At 63.7% G+C, this 14,076-nt stretch carries 12 protein-coding genes; 7 read left to right on the forward strand and 5 right to left on the reverse strand.

The features are described 5' to 3' along the window. The first annotated feature begins 113 nt into the window (after positions 1-113). The 7 genes from BPNPMPFG_RS15680 (at position 114) to BPNPMPFG_RS15710 (ending at position 5,883) form a co-directional block, all read left to right on the forward strand. Positions 114-872: an SDR family oxidoreductase gene (locus tag BPNPMPFG_RS15680; protein ID WP_258596372.1), complete on the forward strand. Its 759-nt coding sequence runs from the start codon at positions 114-116 to the stop codon at positions 870-872. A gap of 112 nt (positions 873-984) precedes the next feature. Continuing rightward, positions 985-1,371: an SET domain-containing protein gene (locus BPNPMPFG_RS15685; RefSeq protein WP_258596373.1), complete on the forward strand. Its 387-nt coding sequence runs from the start codon at positions 985-987 to the stop codon at positions 1,369-1,371. A gap of 179 nt (positions 1,372-1,550) precedes the next feature. Beyond that, a complete protein-coding gene (gene rpsU / locus BPNPMPFG_RS15690) occupies positions 1,551-1,829 on the forward strand; it encodes a 30S ribosomal protein S21 (protein ID WP_023671138.1) in 279 nt (92 codons plus the stop codon). A 191-nt stretch (positions 1,830-2,020) separates the two neighbouring features. Continuing rightward, the gene (locus tag BPNPMPFG_RS15695) at positions 2,021-2,863 is read left to right on the forward strand and encodes a tetratricopeptide repeat protein (RefSeq protein WP_258596375.1); all 843 of its coding nucleotides are present in this window, start codon (positions 2,021-2,023) and stop codon (positions 2,861-2,863) included. A gap of 200 nt (positions 2,864-3,063) precedes the next feature. Beyond that, positions 3,064-3,540, forward strand: coding sequence for a DUF992 domain-containing protein (locus BPNPMPFG_RS15700; protein ID WP_258596376.1), 477 nt, complete (start codon positions 3,064-3,066; stop codon positions 3,538-3,540). Positions 3,541-3,758: 218 nt separating this feature from the next. Further along, positions 3,759-4,241 (forward strand): DUF992 domain-containing protein, encoded by a 483-nt coding sequence (locus BPNPMPFG_RS15705; protein ID WP_258596377.1) that lies wholly within the window; start codon positions 3,759-3,761, stop codon positions 4,239-4,241. A gap of 205 nt (positions 4,242-4,446) precedes the next feature. Beyond that, positions 4,447-5,883, forward strand: a complete 1,437-nt coding sequence (locus BPNPMPFG_RS15710; RefSeq protein ID WP_258596378.1) for an MFS transporter — start codon at positions 4,447-4,449, stop codon at positions 5,881-5,883. 57 nt (positions 5,884-5,940) lie between these two features. On the opposite strand, the gene BPNPMPFG_RS15715 is transcribed toward BPNPMPFG_RS15710, so the two are convergent. The 5 genes from BPNPMPFG_RS15715 to kdpA form a co-directional block, all read right to left on the reverse strand. Next, positions 5,941-6,633, reverse strand: coding sequence for a response regulator transcription factor (locus BPNPMPFG_RS15715; RefSeq protein ID WP_258596379.1), 693 nt, complete (start codon positions 6,631-6,633; stop codon positions 5,941-5,943). After that, on the reverse strand, positions 6,630-9,359 hold the full coding sequence (locus BPNPMPFG_RS15720) for a DUF4118 domain-containing protein (protein ID WP_258596380.1): 2,730 nt from the start codon (positions 9,357-9,359) through the stop codon (positions 6,630-6,632). Before BPNPMPFG_RS15720 ends, BPNPMPFG_RS15715 begins: the two co-directional genes overlap by 4 nt. 57 nt (positions 9,360-9,416) lie before the next feature. Further along, entirely contained in the window at positions 9,417-9,983 is a 567-nt protein-coding gene (gene kdpC, locus BPNPMPFG_RS15725) for a potassium-transporting ATPase subunit KdpC (protein WP_258596381.1), read from the reverse strand. 74 nt (positions 9,984-10,057) lie between these two features. Continuing rightward, a complete protein-coding gene (kdpB, locus tag BPNPMPFG_RS15730) occupies positions 10,058-12,151 on the reverse strand; it encodes a potassium-transporting ATPase subunit KdpB (RefSeq protein ID WP_258596382.1) in 2,094 nt (697 codons plus the stop codon). Positions 12,152-12,364: 213 nt separating this feature from the next. Next, complete coding sequence (gene kdpA / locus BPNPMPFG_RS15735; RefSeq protein WP_258596384.1) at positions 12,365-14,068, reverse strand: potassium-transporting ATPase subunit KdpA; 1,704 nt, start codon at positions 14,066-14,068, stop codon at positions 12,365-12,367. Positions 14,069-14,076: the final 8 nt, after the last annotated feature.

A 14,076-nucleotide genomic window follows, 5' to 3' on the forward strand; every position in this document is an offset into this window, starting at 1 on the left:
GCAAGAACCAACTGCGCAGGTATCGGGTGTCGCCAGAAGGCGTGGCCTGCGATCAACGGGCCTCGTTGCCGGCACCAGTCGGCCAGACAGGACCGACAGAAGGACAACCCCCCATGCTCGCACGCGCCAACAAGATCGCCATCGTCACCGGCGCCAGTTCTGGCATCGGCCGCGCCACCGCAAAGCTCTTCGCCGGGGAAAGCGCCAAGCTTGTTGTCGCCGCGCGACGCCAGACCGAACTTGATGCGCTTGTCGCCGAGATCGAGGATGCCGACGGAACGGCGGTCGCGCTCGCCGGAGATGTCCGCGACGAAGCCTACGCAAAGGCCCTTGTCGATCTGGCGGTCAAAAAATTCGGCGGCCTCGACATCGCCTTCAACAATGCCGGCGCCGTCGGCCGGATGGGTCCGCTTCCTGACATGATGCCGGCGACCTGGCTCGAGACGATGGACATCAATCTGACGAGCGCTTTTCTCGGTGCAAAATATCAGATACCGGCCATGTTGGAGCGCGGCGGCGGCTCCCTGATCTTCACCTCAAGCTTTGTCGGCCGAACCGCTGGCATGCCCGGCATGGCTGCCTATGCGGCAGGCAAGGCCGGCCTGATAGGGTTGACGCAGGTTCTGGCCGCCGAATACGGACCACACGGCCTGCGCGTCAACGCGCTGTTGCCCGGCGGCACCGACACGCCAGGTGCGACCACGACGACACCGGAGGCTCGCGCCTTCGTCGAAGGCATCCATGCGTTGAAGCGCATGGCGCAGCCGGAGGAGATCGCCCGCTCAGCGCTCTACCTCGCCTCCGATGCCTCGAGCTTTACGACTGGAACCGCGCTGTTTGCCGATGGCGGCGTCTCGATCAACCGGACGTGAAGGATTTTTGCAGCGAACAGGCCTGTCCGTCGCTGTGACGCAGGCCGCCGGTCTTGCTTTTTCTGCGCGATTTGGCGATGCCGTTTCCTGTCGAGAAACAGGTCCTGGAACCATGATGCTGATCAGAACCTACGTGGCCGCGAGTGCAATCGAGGGCGTCGGCATGTTCGCCGCCGAGCCGATCAGGAAAGGTGCCTCGATCTGGCGGCTCGACCCTGATTTCGACCGGCTGATTCCCATGGACAAATACGAAGCGGCACCCCTGCCTTTGAAGGAGTTGCTCGACCGTTATGCCTATCCGAGCCCGGATCGGCCGGGTTTCATGGTCTATGAAGTCGACAATGGCCGCTTCATGAACCATTCCGGAAATCCAAACACGGATTTTTCACAGTATGGCGGGGCAACCGCGACCCGCGACATAGCCGCCGGTGAGGAGATCACCTGCGACTATGGCGAGTTCTTCGAGGATTTCGAGCGGCTGCACCTGGCCACGGCGTAGTTGGCCCCCAATCTTGCGGGCAACCGGGTGGCGATTTGGCGGCCGCCCTTCATTTCGGCTGTGGACAGCGCGGCCTGATTCTGCTATCAGCCGCCACAATTCGTGGTGTAAACCGCCGCGGAGGCTAGTGGCTATGGCCGCTTGCCTGTTGATATCAAACCCGAAAGACAGGATTGCCCGTGCAGGTACTCGTCCGCGACAATAACGTTGATCAGGCGCTTCGCGCGCTCAAGAAGAAGATGCAGCGCGAAGGCATTTTCCGCGAAATGAAGATGCGCGGACATTACGAGAAGCCTTCCGAGAAGCGCGCCCGTGAAAAGGCTGAAGCCGTGCGCCGCGCCCGCAAGCTGGCCCGCAAGCGCGCCCAGCGCGAAGGTCTGCTGCCGATGACGCCGCGTCCGGTTGCTGCTGGCGCCGCTGGCGGTCCCGGTGGTGCTCCGCGCCCGCCGCGGTTCTAACGCCAATTTTTCGTCCTTTTCGAAGGATATCCAAGGTGGCGCGATGCGGAATCGCCGCCACCTTTTTGTTTAGGGCGGCGTGCGTCCACATGGACGCACAAGGTACGCTCTAACGCTTTACGACAATTGTGACCCGGCCCGGAGGGGGGACCCGGACCTGATGACGCGGCTTAAGTGAGGACAGGGCAGACATGAACGCAATCAGCGTGGAGCGCAGAACCCCATTGCGCGGTTTCGCCCTGACGGCCGCCCTGCTTTCCGGGCTGGCGCTTGCCGGCTGCCAGACGGCTGGCCCTACCGGCGAATTCAACAACATCGACAAGGCGCAAGGTTCGAGCGAGAACATCTCCTCGCTGTCGGCGGTCATCCAGCGCAATCCCCAGGATCCCGAAGGCTACAATGTGCGCGGCTCTGCCTATGGCCGGGGCGGCCAGTACCAGGCGGCGCTCAAGGATTTCAACACCGCCATCCAACTCAACCCGAATTTCTTCCAGGCCTATTCGAACCGTGCGCTCATCCAGCGCTTCCTGGGCAATCAGTCGGCCGCGCTCGACGACTACAACCGGTCTATCCAGATCAACGGCAATTATGACGCCGCTTATATCGGCCGCGGCAATCTCTACCGCAAGGCGGGTCGCACCCAGGAAGCCTTCAACGACTTCCAGAAGGCCATCCAGCTCGACACCACCGACGCCCGCGCCTACCACAATCGCGGCCTGATCTATCAGAGCCAGGGCCAGCACAAGTTCGCCATCGAGGATTTCTCGACCGCCATCTCGCTGGCGCCGGACGCCGCCGAGCCCTACAACGGGCGCGGCCTTTCCTATCTGGCCACCAACGACGAAGACAACGCCTTTGCCGACTTCAACATGGCGATCAAGCTCGACGGCAAGAACGCCGAGGCCTGGGCCAACCAGGCGCTGATCTACGAGCGGCGCGGCGACAAGGCCAAGGCGGCGAAATCCTACCGCGAAGCCGTGCACCTCGATCCGACCTACCAGCCGGCCAAGGATGGCCTCGCTCGCGTCAGCTGATATCGATCTCGGCAGGGCAAAGCAGCGCCGCGTTTTGTGTGCCCGAAAGAGCACGCGGCGCCGCAAAACCGTCAATCCAGCAACCGCGCGTTAACCCCGGCAGCAAGGGGTCGGCCGGTGCCTTGTTCGCGCCAAGTTTTCAGTGGAACGGTCCTGCTACTCAAGCCGTTATTCCAGGCAATTTGCGAAAGGACCCTGCCATGATCAAGAAACTCGTCTGCGCCGCTGCTCTCGCCACGACGGCATTCGCCGTCGCCCCAGCCAGCGCCGGCAAGCTGCAACTCGGCACGCTCGACTGCACCATCGATGGCGGCACCGCCTACATCATCGCCTCCAACAAGGGCGTCGACTGCACCTTCCGCCCCTATCATCACGGGCCTTCTGAGCACTATACCGGCGTCATCTCCAAGATCGGCGTTGATGTCGGCCAAACGCATCAGGGCCAGCTTGTCTGGGCCGTGCTGGCGGCAACACGCGACCGTGAGGCCGGCGATCTCGCCGGCAGCTACTACGGCGTCAACGCGGAGGCGAGCGTCGTGACCGGCGGCGGCGCCAATCTGCTGGCCGGTGGCTTCAACAGCGCCTTCATGCTGGAGCCGCTCAGCGTACAGGCACAAACCGGGGTCAACCTCGCGGTCGCCGTGACCTCGCTCGAGCTGATCCACTCGTTCAAGTGATTGCAGGGAGCCATGCGCTCCACGACCTCTCACCCTGCGGCGCGGAACCTAATAGGATGGTTCCGCGCCGTTTGATTTTTGGAGCAATTCCAGGAAAAGTGTGAAACGGTTTTCCCGGGAAAAGCGCGTAGCGCTTTCCCTCAGGGTATTGCGTCAAGACAAAAAGACAGAGCGGTTCTGCGTTTGCGTGAAATGATGAACCGCCGAGGGGGGACCGTATGCCAAAGACAGCCATCGCCGCTGCCGTGATCGTGACCGTACTTGCCGGGGCCGCGCAAGCGCAGGACCGGGGCATAGAGCTTGGCACGCTTGACTGCGCCATCGGCGGCGGCACCGGTTTCATCTTCGGCTCGAGCAAGGATTTGAGCTGCACCTTCAACCCCGCCGACAAGAGCTTTGCGCCGGAAGCCTATTTCGGCGCCGTCAACAAATACGGCCTCGACATCGGCACCACGAAGCAGACGGTCATGCAGTGGATCGTGCTGTCGCCGCTGAAGAACATTTATGCGCCGGGCGCGCTGGCCGGCGACTATGTCGGCGCCAGCGCCGAGGTGACGGCCGCCGTCGGCGCCGGCGCCAATCTGCTGGTCGGCGGCTCCTCGCAGGCCTTCACCTTGCAGCCGCTCAGCCTGCAGACGCAGACCGGCATCAACCTCGCCATCGGCGTCAGCCAGTTCCAGTTGCGCAGCACCGAGAACTGATCACGCGGTCGCCTGCCGTGAATATCTCGAAAAATTTCGCTTGAGCTCAATCCCGGTTGAGGTTTTACAAGCCTGCCCCGACTGGAGCAGCGCCCTTGATGCGGCGCGCGATGCACGCTCCTGCCCACGCATGGTCCTGCCGGAAACCCACACTGGCTTCTGGCGCCACGCGCAGGCATCGAGATATGGGAAGGCAGGGGTGGAAATGACCGAAATCAGCACAAACAGGGTCGACTGGCGCGCATTGTGGGCGAGCGGCGACCTCGCGCGTTTCTGCTTCATCAGCCTCGGCATCCTGCTGCACGCCACCAATGAAACGATGGTGGCGACGGTGATGCCGGCCATGGTCGGCGAACTGGCCGGCGTCCAGCTCGTCGGCTGGTCGCTGGCTATCTATGAACTCGGCGCCATCGTCGCCGGCGCGGCCGCCGGCCGGCTGGTGAGCTATGTCCCCCTGCGCACCAACATGGTGGTTGCCGCCCTCCTCTACGCAGCCGGAGCGCTGATCTGCGCCACCTCGCCTTCCATGCAATTGTTCCTTGCCGGCCGCCTCATCGAGGGGCTTGGCGGCGGTGCGTTGGTGTCGCTGGCCTTCGTCTCGGTCGAGCGGCTGTTCTCGCGCGCCATCTGGCCGCAGCTCTTCGGCATCATGTCGGCGATCTGGGGCGTCGCCGCCTTCAGCGGCCCGTTGCTTGGCGCGATCATGACCGAGCTCTTGTCGTGGCGCTGGGCCTTCGGCATCTTCACCCTGGGCGGCACCGCCATGGCGCTGGCAAGTTTCATCGTGCTCAACACGCCGGAGGCGACGAGGCCCAAAACGAGCAACGGCAAGGCGCCACCCTTCCCGTTCGCAGCACTTGGCTGCCTCGCCGTCGCCGTGGTGCTGATCGCCTCGGCCGGCGTCGACATCGCCTTGCTGCGCTCCTCGCTGCTGATGGGCCTCGGCCTGGTCGGGCTGGTGCTGTTCTTCTACATCGACGCGCTGAAGCCGCGTTCACGGCTTTTTCCGGCGCGGCTGTTCTCGTGGCGCACCCCTGTCGGCGCCGGCATGACCATGGTCGCCGCCTTTTCGGTGGCGACCTGTTCCTTCGGCGTCTACGGGCCGCTGCTGCTGACCAGCCTGCACGACATCCCGCTGCTCACCACCGGCTACATCATCGCCGCCGAATCGATCGCCTGGTCGATCCTGTCGATCCTGGTTGCCAACGCGCCACCGCGACGCGAGCGGCTGATCATCGTCGGCGGCGCGGTGATGATCGCGGCAGGCATCGCCGGCTTTGCCTACACGATACCGCTGGGTTCCATTCCGCTGATCCTGATCTGCGCCTTGTTGCAAGGCGGTGGCTTCGGCGTCGCCTGGCCCTTCCTGACGCGGGTCATCGTCGCCTCCGCCCCTGAGAACGAGCAGACCATCGCCTCGGCCGCGGTGCCGACCATGCAGCGCATCGGCTATGCCGTGGGTGCGGCACTTGCCGGCATCGTCGCCAATGCCAGCGGTTTTTCGGGGGGATTGAACCACGACGCGGCTGCGAATGTCGCCTCGTGGCTGTTTCTTGCCTTCGTGCCGCTCGGCATTGTCGGCTGCCTGGCGGCCTTGCGGGTATCCACGCCGCTTGGTCAGCCGCAGGAGGCTATCGGCTAGCGTCGACGCGCTTTGGCCAAAACCGCTGCGCACTTTTGGGCGACATGCATCAGCAGTTCACTCGACCTCTCGCAGACGATAGCCGACACCAGTCTCCGTGGTGATGTAGCGCGGCTGGTCGGGGGTCTTCTCGATCTTCTGCCTGAGCTGGCGGACATAGACCCTGAGATACTGCACGTCGGTCGAATCGCCCCAGACCTGCTTCAACAGGAAATGGTGGGTCAGCACCTTGCCGGCGTGCTGCACCAGGATGCGCAGTATGTCGTATTCCTTCGGCGAAAGTTTTACGTCCTTGCCTTCGACCTTGACGATGCGTTTGACCAGATCGACGGACAGGTCGCCGGTGTGGAACACCGGCTTTTCACCCTGCTGCTGGAACTTGTGGCGCAGCGCCACACGGATGCGCGCGACCAGTTCGTTCATGCCGAAGGGTTTGGTGACATAGTCGTCGGCGCCGAGTTCCAGAGCCTGGACGATGCCGGCCTCGTCGGTGCGGCTGGAAAGGATGACCACCGGAATGTCGAGCCCGTCGTCGCGCCATTTGCGCAACAGCTCATGGCCGCTCATGCCGGGCAGGCCAAGGTCGAGCAGCACGAGGTCCGGCTTGTCCGCCTCCATCAGTTCGATCGCGACCCTGGCGTTCGGCGCCTCGCTGATCGCATAGCCCTGGCTGCCGAGGCCGACGCGCAGCAGCTTGCGGATCGGCGGCTCGTCATCGACAACCAATATCCTGACGTTCGAGTTTGTCATGCCAAGTCACCCACATCGTCCGTAGTCGAGTCGTCGAGATTGGGCGGGTTCGCCGGCTTCGGCATCTTGATGGTGAAAACCGCGCCCGAGCGGTCGGTTCGGTTTGCCGCCGTGATCGTGCCCCCCATCGCCTCGATGAAGCCACGACAGATCGACAGGCCGAGCCCGGTGCCGGCACGAACCTGGTCGCGCTTGCGCACCCGGTAGAAAGTATCGAAAATCCGTTCCAGATCGCCGGGAGGAATGCCCGGTCCTTCATCCATGACCTGCAGGATGACAGACCCATTGTCGGTCCAGCCCTGCACGCGGATCGTCGAGCCGGGCGGGGCGTATTTCGCCGCATTGTCGAGAAGATTGAACAGCGCCTGCTCGAACAGGACGGGATCGACTTTCAACATCGGCAGATCCGAGGGGATGTCGATGTCGGTCTTGTGTTCGGCGATGATTTTCCTGGCTCTCTGCAGGGCGGAGCCGACGATGTCGCCGACATAGTGGAAAGCGTAATTCGGTTCCATCGCGCCGGACTCGATCTTGGTCATGTCGAGCAGATTGGCGATGAAGCGGTTCAACCGCTCGGATTCGTCGAGCACGGTCGTCAAAAGCTCCGCCCGATCCTGTTCGGGAAGTGCCGGCGCGAACTCCCTCAGCGTGCCGGCCGCGCCCATGATGGCGGCGAGCGGCGTCTTCAGGTCATGCGAGATGGAGGTGAGCAGCGCCGAGCGCAGCCTGTCCGCCTCGGCAGCGAGCTTGGCCCGGTCAACGTCGGCGACGAGCTGGATACGCTCGATGGCGACCGCCGCCTGGTCGGCCAGCGCGTCGAGCAGGCGCTGTTGCTCGGGCGTCAGCAACGGGCCCTGCTTGTCGTTGTCGAGGCCGACGACGCCGATGGCCGTGCGCCCGGTCCGCAAGGGAAGATAGAGGCGCTTGGCGCCGGGAAGCGTGTCTGCGCCGCGTCCCGCGGCGCGGTTGTGCTCCCAGGCCCAGCGGGCGGCGGCGATGTCGGCCTCGGCCAGCGTGTCGTCGGGCGGATAGCCGGCCTTGACGGTGATCGTTCCGTCTTCCGGCAGCAGCAGCACCACCCGCAGCTTCAGCATGGAGGCGATCTGGAAGGCGGTGGCCCAGAGAACGTCGTCGAGCGTGCCGGCACCGGCGAGCTTCTTGGAAAAGAGGTAGATGTCCTCGGTGGCCCGCGCCCGCGAGCGGGCGGCGACCGCCTGGCGTTGCACGCGCGCCGTCAGATTGCTGGCAATGACGGCGACCACCAGGAAAACGCCGAGCGCGACAATGCTCTCCGGATCCCGGATCGTCAGCGTGTAGCGCGGCTCCAGGAAAAAAAAGTTGAAGGCAAGGGCACTGACGAGACAGGCGTACAGGGCCGGCCACAGCCCGCCGGTCACCGCCGATGCCAGCACCGCGATGAGAAAGATGATCGCGAGATTGCGAACGTCGAGAAACTGGTCGAGAAGCGCGGCGAAGGCGAGCGAGCCCATCACATAGGCGGTGGCCTTGAGATAGGGCCAGATCTGGAACTGCCACTGCTCGTCAGCCGCCCTGACGCTCCTCGACGTCGCCTCGGTGTTGCGTTCGTTTCCCGAAATGACATGGACGCTGATGTCGCCGGCATTGCGGATGAGATCATAGGTGAGCGAGCCTTCGATCAGTTCGCGCCAGCGCGACCGCGTCGGCCTGCCGACCACGATATGGGTGAAATTGTTCGCCGTCGCATAACGCACGATGTCCTGTGCCACGTTCTGACCGGGAATGGTCGTCACCTCGGCACCAAGCTGTTGGGCGAGGCGCAGGTTCGTTGCAAGCCGGTCCTTGTCCTCCTCGGGCATGCTGGCCGAACGAGTGCTGTCGACATGCAGCGCCGTCCACGGCGCACGGAGCCGGTCGGCCAGCCTGCGTGCATAGCGCACGCGGGCCGATCCTCCCGGGCGCGCGTCGAGGCAGACGAGGACCCTTTCGCCGGCAGCCCATGGTCCGGGAATGGCATGGGCCTGCATATGGATCAGCAACTGGTCGTCGACGCGCTGCGCGGTGCGGCGCAACGCCAGTTCCCTGAGCGCCGTCAGATTGCCGGGCGAAAAATAGTTCTCGATGGCGCGTTGGGCGGTGTTGGGGAAATAGACCTTGCCTTCCTCGAGCCGCTTGATCAGGTCGTCGGGGGTCAGATCGATGATCTCGACATCGTCGGCCTGGTCGATGATGGAATCGGGAACCGTCTCGCGGACCCTGACCTTGGTGATCTGGGCGACGACATCGTTCAGGCTTTCGACATGCTGGATGTTGAGCGTCGTGTAGACGTCGATGCCTTGCGTCAGGATTTCCTGGACGTCGAGATAGCGCTTGGGATGGCGGCTGCCGGGCGCGTTGGTGTGGGCGAGTTCGTCGACGAGGACCAGCGCCGGGCGCCGGGCAATGATGGCGTCGATATCCATCTCGTCGAGGATGCGCCCCTTGTAGTCGACCTTGCGGCGGGCAATGACCTCGTAACCCTCGACCAGGGCCAATGTTTCCTTGCGGCCATGCGTCTCGACGACGCCGATCACCACGTCCACGCCGTCGGCCAGCCTGGCGCGCCCCGACATCAGCATCTCGTAGGTCTTGCCGACGCCCGGTGCCGCACCCAGGAATATTCTCAGGCGGCCGCGCCCCTCCCGCTCGGCATGATCAAGCAGCGCGTCGGGAGAGGGTCTGGTTTCGTTGCGGTTGTCGTCCGGCATCAGGATCGATCATGGATGGCGCCGGGGACACTGTCGATCCCCGGGCCTCACCATTCACTATTTCGCGGCGTCCAGCGCAAGGTTGAGCGCCAGCACGTTGACCACCGGCTCGCCCATGAAGCCCAATTCGCGGCCTTCGACCTGGCTGTCGACAAGCGCCTTGACCTTGGCTTCGTCGACGCCCCTGGCCTTGGCCACGCGGGCGACCTGGAAGTAGGCCGCTTCGGGGCTGATATGCGGATCGAGACCGCTGCCGGACGTCGTCACCAGGTCCATCGGCACGGGCTGGTTCGGATTCTCCGCCTTCAGCTTTTCCGCGTCGCCCTTGATGCGGTCGATCAGCTTGGGGTTGGTCGGGCCGAGATTGGTACCCCCGGAGGCGGTTGCATCGTAGCCGTTGTTGCCGGCCGCCGAAGGCCGACCATGGAAATATTTGTCGCTGGCAAAGCCCTGGCCGATCAGTTCGGAGCCGATGACCTTGCCGTCCTTCTCGATCAGGCTGCCATTGGCCTGACGCGGGAACAGCGCCTGGGCGATGCCGGTCATGCCGATCGGATAGATCAGGCCGGTCAGCACCGTGAAGAAGACGATCATGATGATCGCGGGTCTTATCTGGGTGAGCATGGACGTATTCCTCAGAGCAATTCCAGGAAAAGTGTGAAACGGTTTTCCGTCCGGAATTGCGTTAAAACAAAGAGTTAAGCGAGCCCGAGGGCGGTGACGATCATGTCGATCGCCTTGATGCCGACGAAGGGGACGATGATGCCGCCGAGGCCGTAGACGAGCAGATTGCGGCTGAGCAGCGCGCCGGCGCCGATGGCACGATATTTGACGCCTTTCAGCGACAGCGGGATCAGCGCGATGATGATCAGCGCGTTGAAGATGATGGCCGACAGGATGGCGCTTTGCGGCGTCGCCAGATGCATGATGTTGAGCGCCTGCAACGGGCCGGTCGTCTGTCCCGGCGCGACGTAGAAGACGGCGAACATCGCCGGGATGATGGCGAAGTACTTGGCGACGTCGTTGGCGATCGAGAAGGTCGTCAGCGAACCGCGCGTCATCAGCAGCGCCTTGCCGATCTCGACGATCTCGATCAGCTTGGTCGGATCGCTGTCGAGATCGATCATGTTGCCGGCCTCGCGCGCGGCGACCGTGCCGGTGTTCATGGCGACGCCGACATCGGCCTGGGCAAGGGCCGGCGCGTCGTTGGTGCCGTCGCCGCACATGGCGACCAGTTTGCCCTTGGCCTGTTCGTCGCGGATCAGCTTCAGCTTGTCCTCGGGCGTGGCCTGGGCGAGGAAGTCGTCGACGCCGGCTTCCGCCGCGATCGCAGCCGCCGTCATCGGATTGTCGCCGGTGATCATCACCGTGCGGATGCCCATGCGGCGCAGTTCGGTGAAGCGTTCGCTGATACCGCCCTTGACGATGTCCTTGAGGTGGATGACGCCGAGCAGACGCCCGTCGCGTTCGACCGCCAGCGGCGTGCCGCCGGACTTGGCGATCTCGTCGGCGATGGCCTGGAGGTCACGGATGGATTCGCTGCTTGGGCGCGCGCCATGAGAGGCTGATGTCGACTGGTTGACATGGGCGAGAACCGAATCGACGGCGCCCTTGCGGACCGACGAACCATCGATGTCGACGCCGCTCATGCGGGTTTGCGCGGTGAAGGGCACGAAAGTGGCGTGCAATGTCGCCATGTCGCGAGCGCGGATGGCGTATTTTTCCTTGGCCAACACCACGATCGAGCGGCCTTCCGGGGTTTCGTCGGCGAGCGAGGCGAGCTGGGCGGCGTCGGCCAGTTCCTGCTCGGTGACGCCCTTGACCGGGCGAAACTGCGTCGCCTGGCGATTGCCGAGCGTGATGGTGCCGGTCTTGTCGAGCAGCAGCGTGTCGACGTCGCCGGCGGCTTCGACGGCGCGGCCGGACATGGCCAGCACGTTGAAGCGCACCAGGCGGTCCATGCCGGCGATGCCGATGGCCGAAAGCAGCGCGCCGATCGTCGTCGGGATCAGCGTCACGAACAGGGCAACCAGAACCGTCACCGGGATATAGCCGCCCGAATAGGAGGCAAAGCTCGGGATCGTCGCGGTGGCCAGCACGAAGATCAGCGTCATGCCGACGAGCAGGATGTTGAGCGCGATCTCGTTGGGCGTCTTTTGGCGCTCGGCGCCTTCGACCAGCGAGATCATGCGGTCGAGGAAGGTATGGCCCGATGCCGCGGTGATGCGCACGCGGATCCAGTCGGACAGCACCTGCGTGCCGCCGGTGACCGCCGAACGATCGCCACCGGATTCGCGGATGACCGGCGCGGATTCGCCCGTTATTGCCGCCTCGTTGACCGAGGCAACGCCTTCGACCACCTCGCCGTCCGACGGGATGATGTCACCGGCCTCGACCAGCACGGCATCGCCGACCTTGAGGCTGGTGCCGGGCACCAGTTTGTATTTCGTGCGATCTTCGCCGGTCAAAAGCTTGGCCTGGGTCTCGGTGCGCGCCTTGCGCAACGAGTCGGCCTGCGCCTTGCCGCGGCCTTCGGCGACGGCTTCGGCGAAGTTGGCGAACAGCACGGTGAACCACAGCCAGATGATGATCTGCAGCGTGAAGCTGAAATCGCCGCCGCCGGTGATCAGATCCCTGACGAACAGGACGGTCGTCAGCGCCGAGACGACGGCGACGACGAACATCACCGGATTCCTGATCAGTGTGCGCGGGTTCAATTTCTTGAAGGCCCCGCCGATGGCGGGCCACAAGATGCTGGCATCCATGATGACAGCGGATTTGGACTGGCTCATTTGATGGCTCCAGTATCGGTGTTGTTGGATGGCACCGATCGATCGGATGCCGAAAAGGGTGGCCCGTAGACCAGCAGCCAGATCACAATCATGATTGCCGCAATGCCCAGGAATGTGGATATGGTCGGGAAAGGGGGAGGAGTTGCCTCCCCCTTACTGTCGGTTCGGGGCCGAGATTTGCGACGCATGATGTTGAACCAGGACATGGCGGTATCAGAATGTCTGCCCATGGGTCATCGCCAGTTGTTCGACGATCGGTCCGATCGCCAGCGCCGGGAAGAAGGTCAGGCCGACGACGATCAGGATGGTGCCGACCAGCAGGCCGACGAACAGCGGACCGTCGGTCGGGAAGGTGCCCGCCGAGGCCGGGACGGTCTTCTTGGCCACCAGCGAGCCGGCGATGGCCAGCGCCGGGATGATGACCAGGAAGCGGCCCATCAGCATGGTGATGCCGAGCGTGATGTTGTACCAGGGCGTGTTGGCGCTGAGGCCGGCAAAGGCCGAGCCGTTGTTCGCCGCAGCCGAAGTGTAAGCGTAGAGAACCTCGGAGAAGCCGTGCGGCCCGCCATTGCCCATGGCGGCGACACCGCTGGGCAGCACGACCGCTATTGCCGTGAATGTCAGCATCGCCAGCGGCAGGCAGAGGATAGCGAGCATCGCCATCTTGACCTCCTTGGCCTCGATCTTCTTGCCGAGATATTCCGGCGTACGCCCGACCATCAGGCCGGCAACGAAGACGGCGACGACGATGAACATCAGGATGCCGTAGAAACCGGCGCCGACGCCGCCGACGATGACCTCGCCGAGCTCCATGTTGATCATCGGGATCATGCCACCGAGCGCCGTGAAGGAGCCATGCATGGCATTGACGGCGCCGCAGGATGCGGCCGTGGTGATCACCGCGAACAGTGCCGACATGGCGATGCCGAAGCGGCTCTCCTTGCCTTCCATGTTGCCACCATCGATGCCGAGCGCATGGACGAGCGGGTTGCCTGCGGCTTCCGCCCAGTAGCAGATGGCGACGCCGGCGATGAACAGCACGCCCATGGCGGCCAGGATCGCCCAGCCCTGGCGCTGGTTGCCGACCATGCGGCCGAAAACGTTGGTCAGCGACGCGCCGAGGGCGAAGATCGTCAACATCTGGATGAAGTTGGAGATCGCGTCGGGATTTTCGAAAGGATGCGCCGCATTGGCGTTGAAGAAACCGCCGCCATTGGTGCCGAGCATCTTGATGGCAATCTGCGACGCGACGGGACCAAGGGCGATGGTTTGCTTGCCACCTTCGAGCGTGGTGGCGTCGACATACGGGCCGAGCGTCTGCGGCATGCCGAGCCAGACATAGACCAGCGTCAGCACGATGCAGAGCGGCAGAAGGATGTAGAGCGTGCAGCGGGTCATATCGACCCAGAAATTGCCGATCGACTTGACCGAGGCGCGGGCAAAGCCGCGGATCAGCGCGACCGCTATGGCGATGCCGACCGCCGCCGACATGAAGTTCTGCACCGTGAGGCCGGCCATCTGCACGAGATAGGACATCGTGCTTTCGCCGCTATAGTTCTGCCAGTTGGTGTTGGTCGGGAAGCTGACGGCTGTGTTGAACGCGAGATTGGGCTCGACGGCGGCCATGCCGGCCGGATTGTAAGGCAGGACACCTTGCAGCCGCTGCAGGACATAAAGCGCCAGGAAGCTGGCAACGCTGAAGAATATGATGCCTGCCGCGTAAGTGGTCCAGTGCTGCTCTTCTCGCTCGCTGGTACCCGAAATGCGATAAAGACCCCGTTCGACAGGTCCAAGAATCGGCGAGAGAAATGTGCGGTCCCCGTTGAAGACGCAGTACATGTAGCCGCCGAGCGGCTTCACCAGCAAAACGACGATCCCGCAGTAGAGGAGGATCTGTAGCCATCCGTTGAGAGTCATTGAAGTAA

Origin of the sequence: Mesorhizobium sp. AR07 (genome assembly GCF_024746815.1) — a bacterium.
In the GTDB taxonomy this organism is placed as follows: Bacteria; Pseudomonadota; Alphaproteobacteria; order Rhizobiales; family Rhizobiaceae; genus Mesorhizobium.

What these genes read in the sequence shown, in the direction of transcription:
- BPNPMPFG_RS15680 (WP_258596372.1), top strand. Translation starts at nt 114, where the DNA reads ATGCTCGCACGCGCCAACAAGATCGCCATCGTCACCGGCGCCAGTTCT.
- BPNPMPFG_RS15685 (WP_258596373.1), top strand. Translation starts at nt 985, where the DNA reads ATGATGCTGATCAGAACCTACGTGGCCGCGAGTGCAATCGAGGGCGTC.
- BPNPMPFG_RS15695 (WP_258596375.1), top strand. Translation starts at nt 2,021, where the DNA reads ATGAACGCAATCAGCGTGGAGCGCAGAACCCCATTGCGCGGTTTCGCC.
- BPNPMPFG_RS15700 (WP_258596376.1), top strand. Translation starts at nt 3,064, where the DNA reads ATGATCAAGAAACTCGTCTGCGCCGCTGCTCTCGCCACGACGGCATTC.
- BPNPMPFG_RS15705 (WP_258596377.1), top strand. Translation starts at nt 3,759, where the DNA reads ATGCCAAAGACAGCCATCGCCGCTGCCGTGATCGTGACCGTACTTGCC.
- BPNPMPFG_RS15710 (WP_258596378.1), top strand. Translation starts at nt 4,447, where the DNA reads ATGACCGAAATCAGCACAAACAGGGTCGACTGGCGCGCATTGTGGGCG.
- BPNPMPFG_RS15715 (WP_258596379.1), bottom strand. Translation starts at nt 6,633, where the DNA reads ATGACAAACTCGAACGTCAGGATATTGGTTGTCGATGACGAGCCGCCG.
- BPNPMPFG_RS15720 (WP_258596380.1), bottom strand. Translation starts at nt 9,359, where the DNA reads ATGCCGGACGACAACCGCAACGAAACCAGACCCTCTCCCGACGCGCTG.
- kdpC (WP_258596381.1), bottom strand. Translation starts at nt 9,983, where the DNA reads ATGCTCACCCAGATAAGACCCGCGATCATCATGATCGTCTTCTTCACG.
- kdpB (WP_258596382.1), bottom strand. Translation starts at nt 12,151, where the DNA reads ATGAGCCAGTCCAAATCCGCTGTCATCATGGATGCCAGCATCTTGTGG.
- kdpA (WP_258596384.1), bottom strand. Translation starts at nt 14,068, where the DNA reads ATGACTCTCAACGGATGGCTACAGATCCTCCTCTACTGCGGGATCGTC.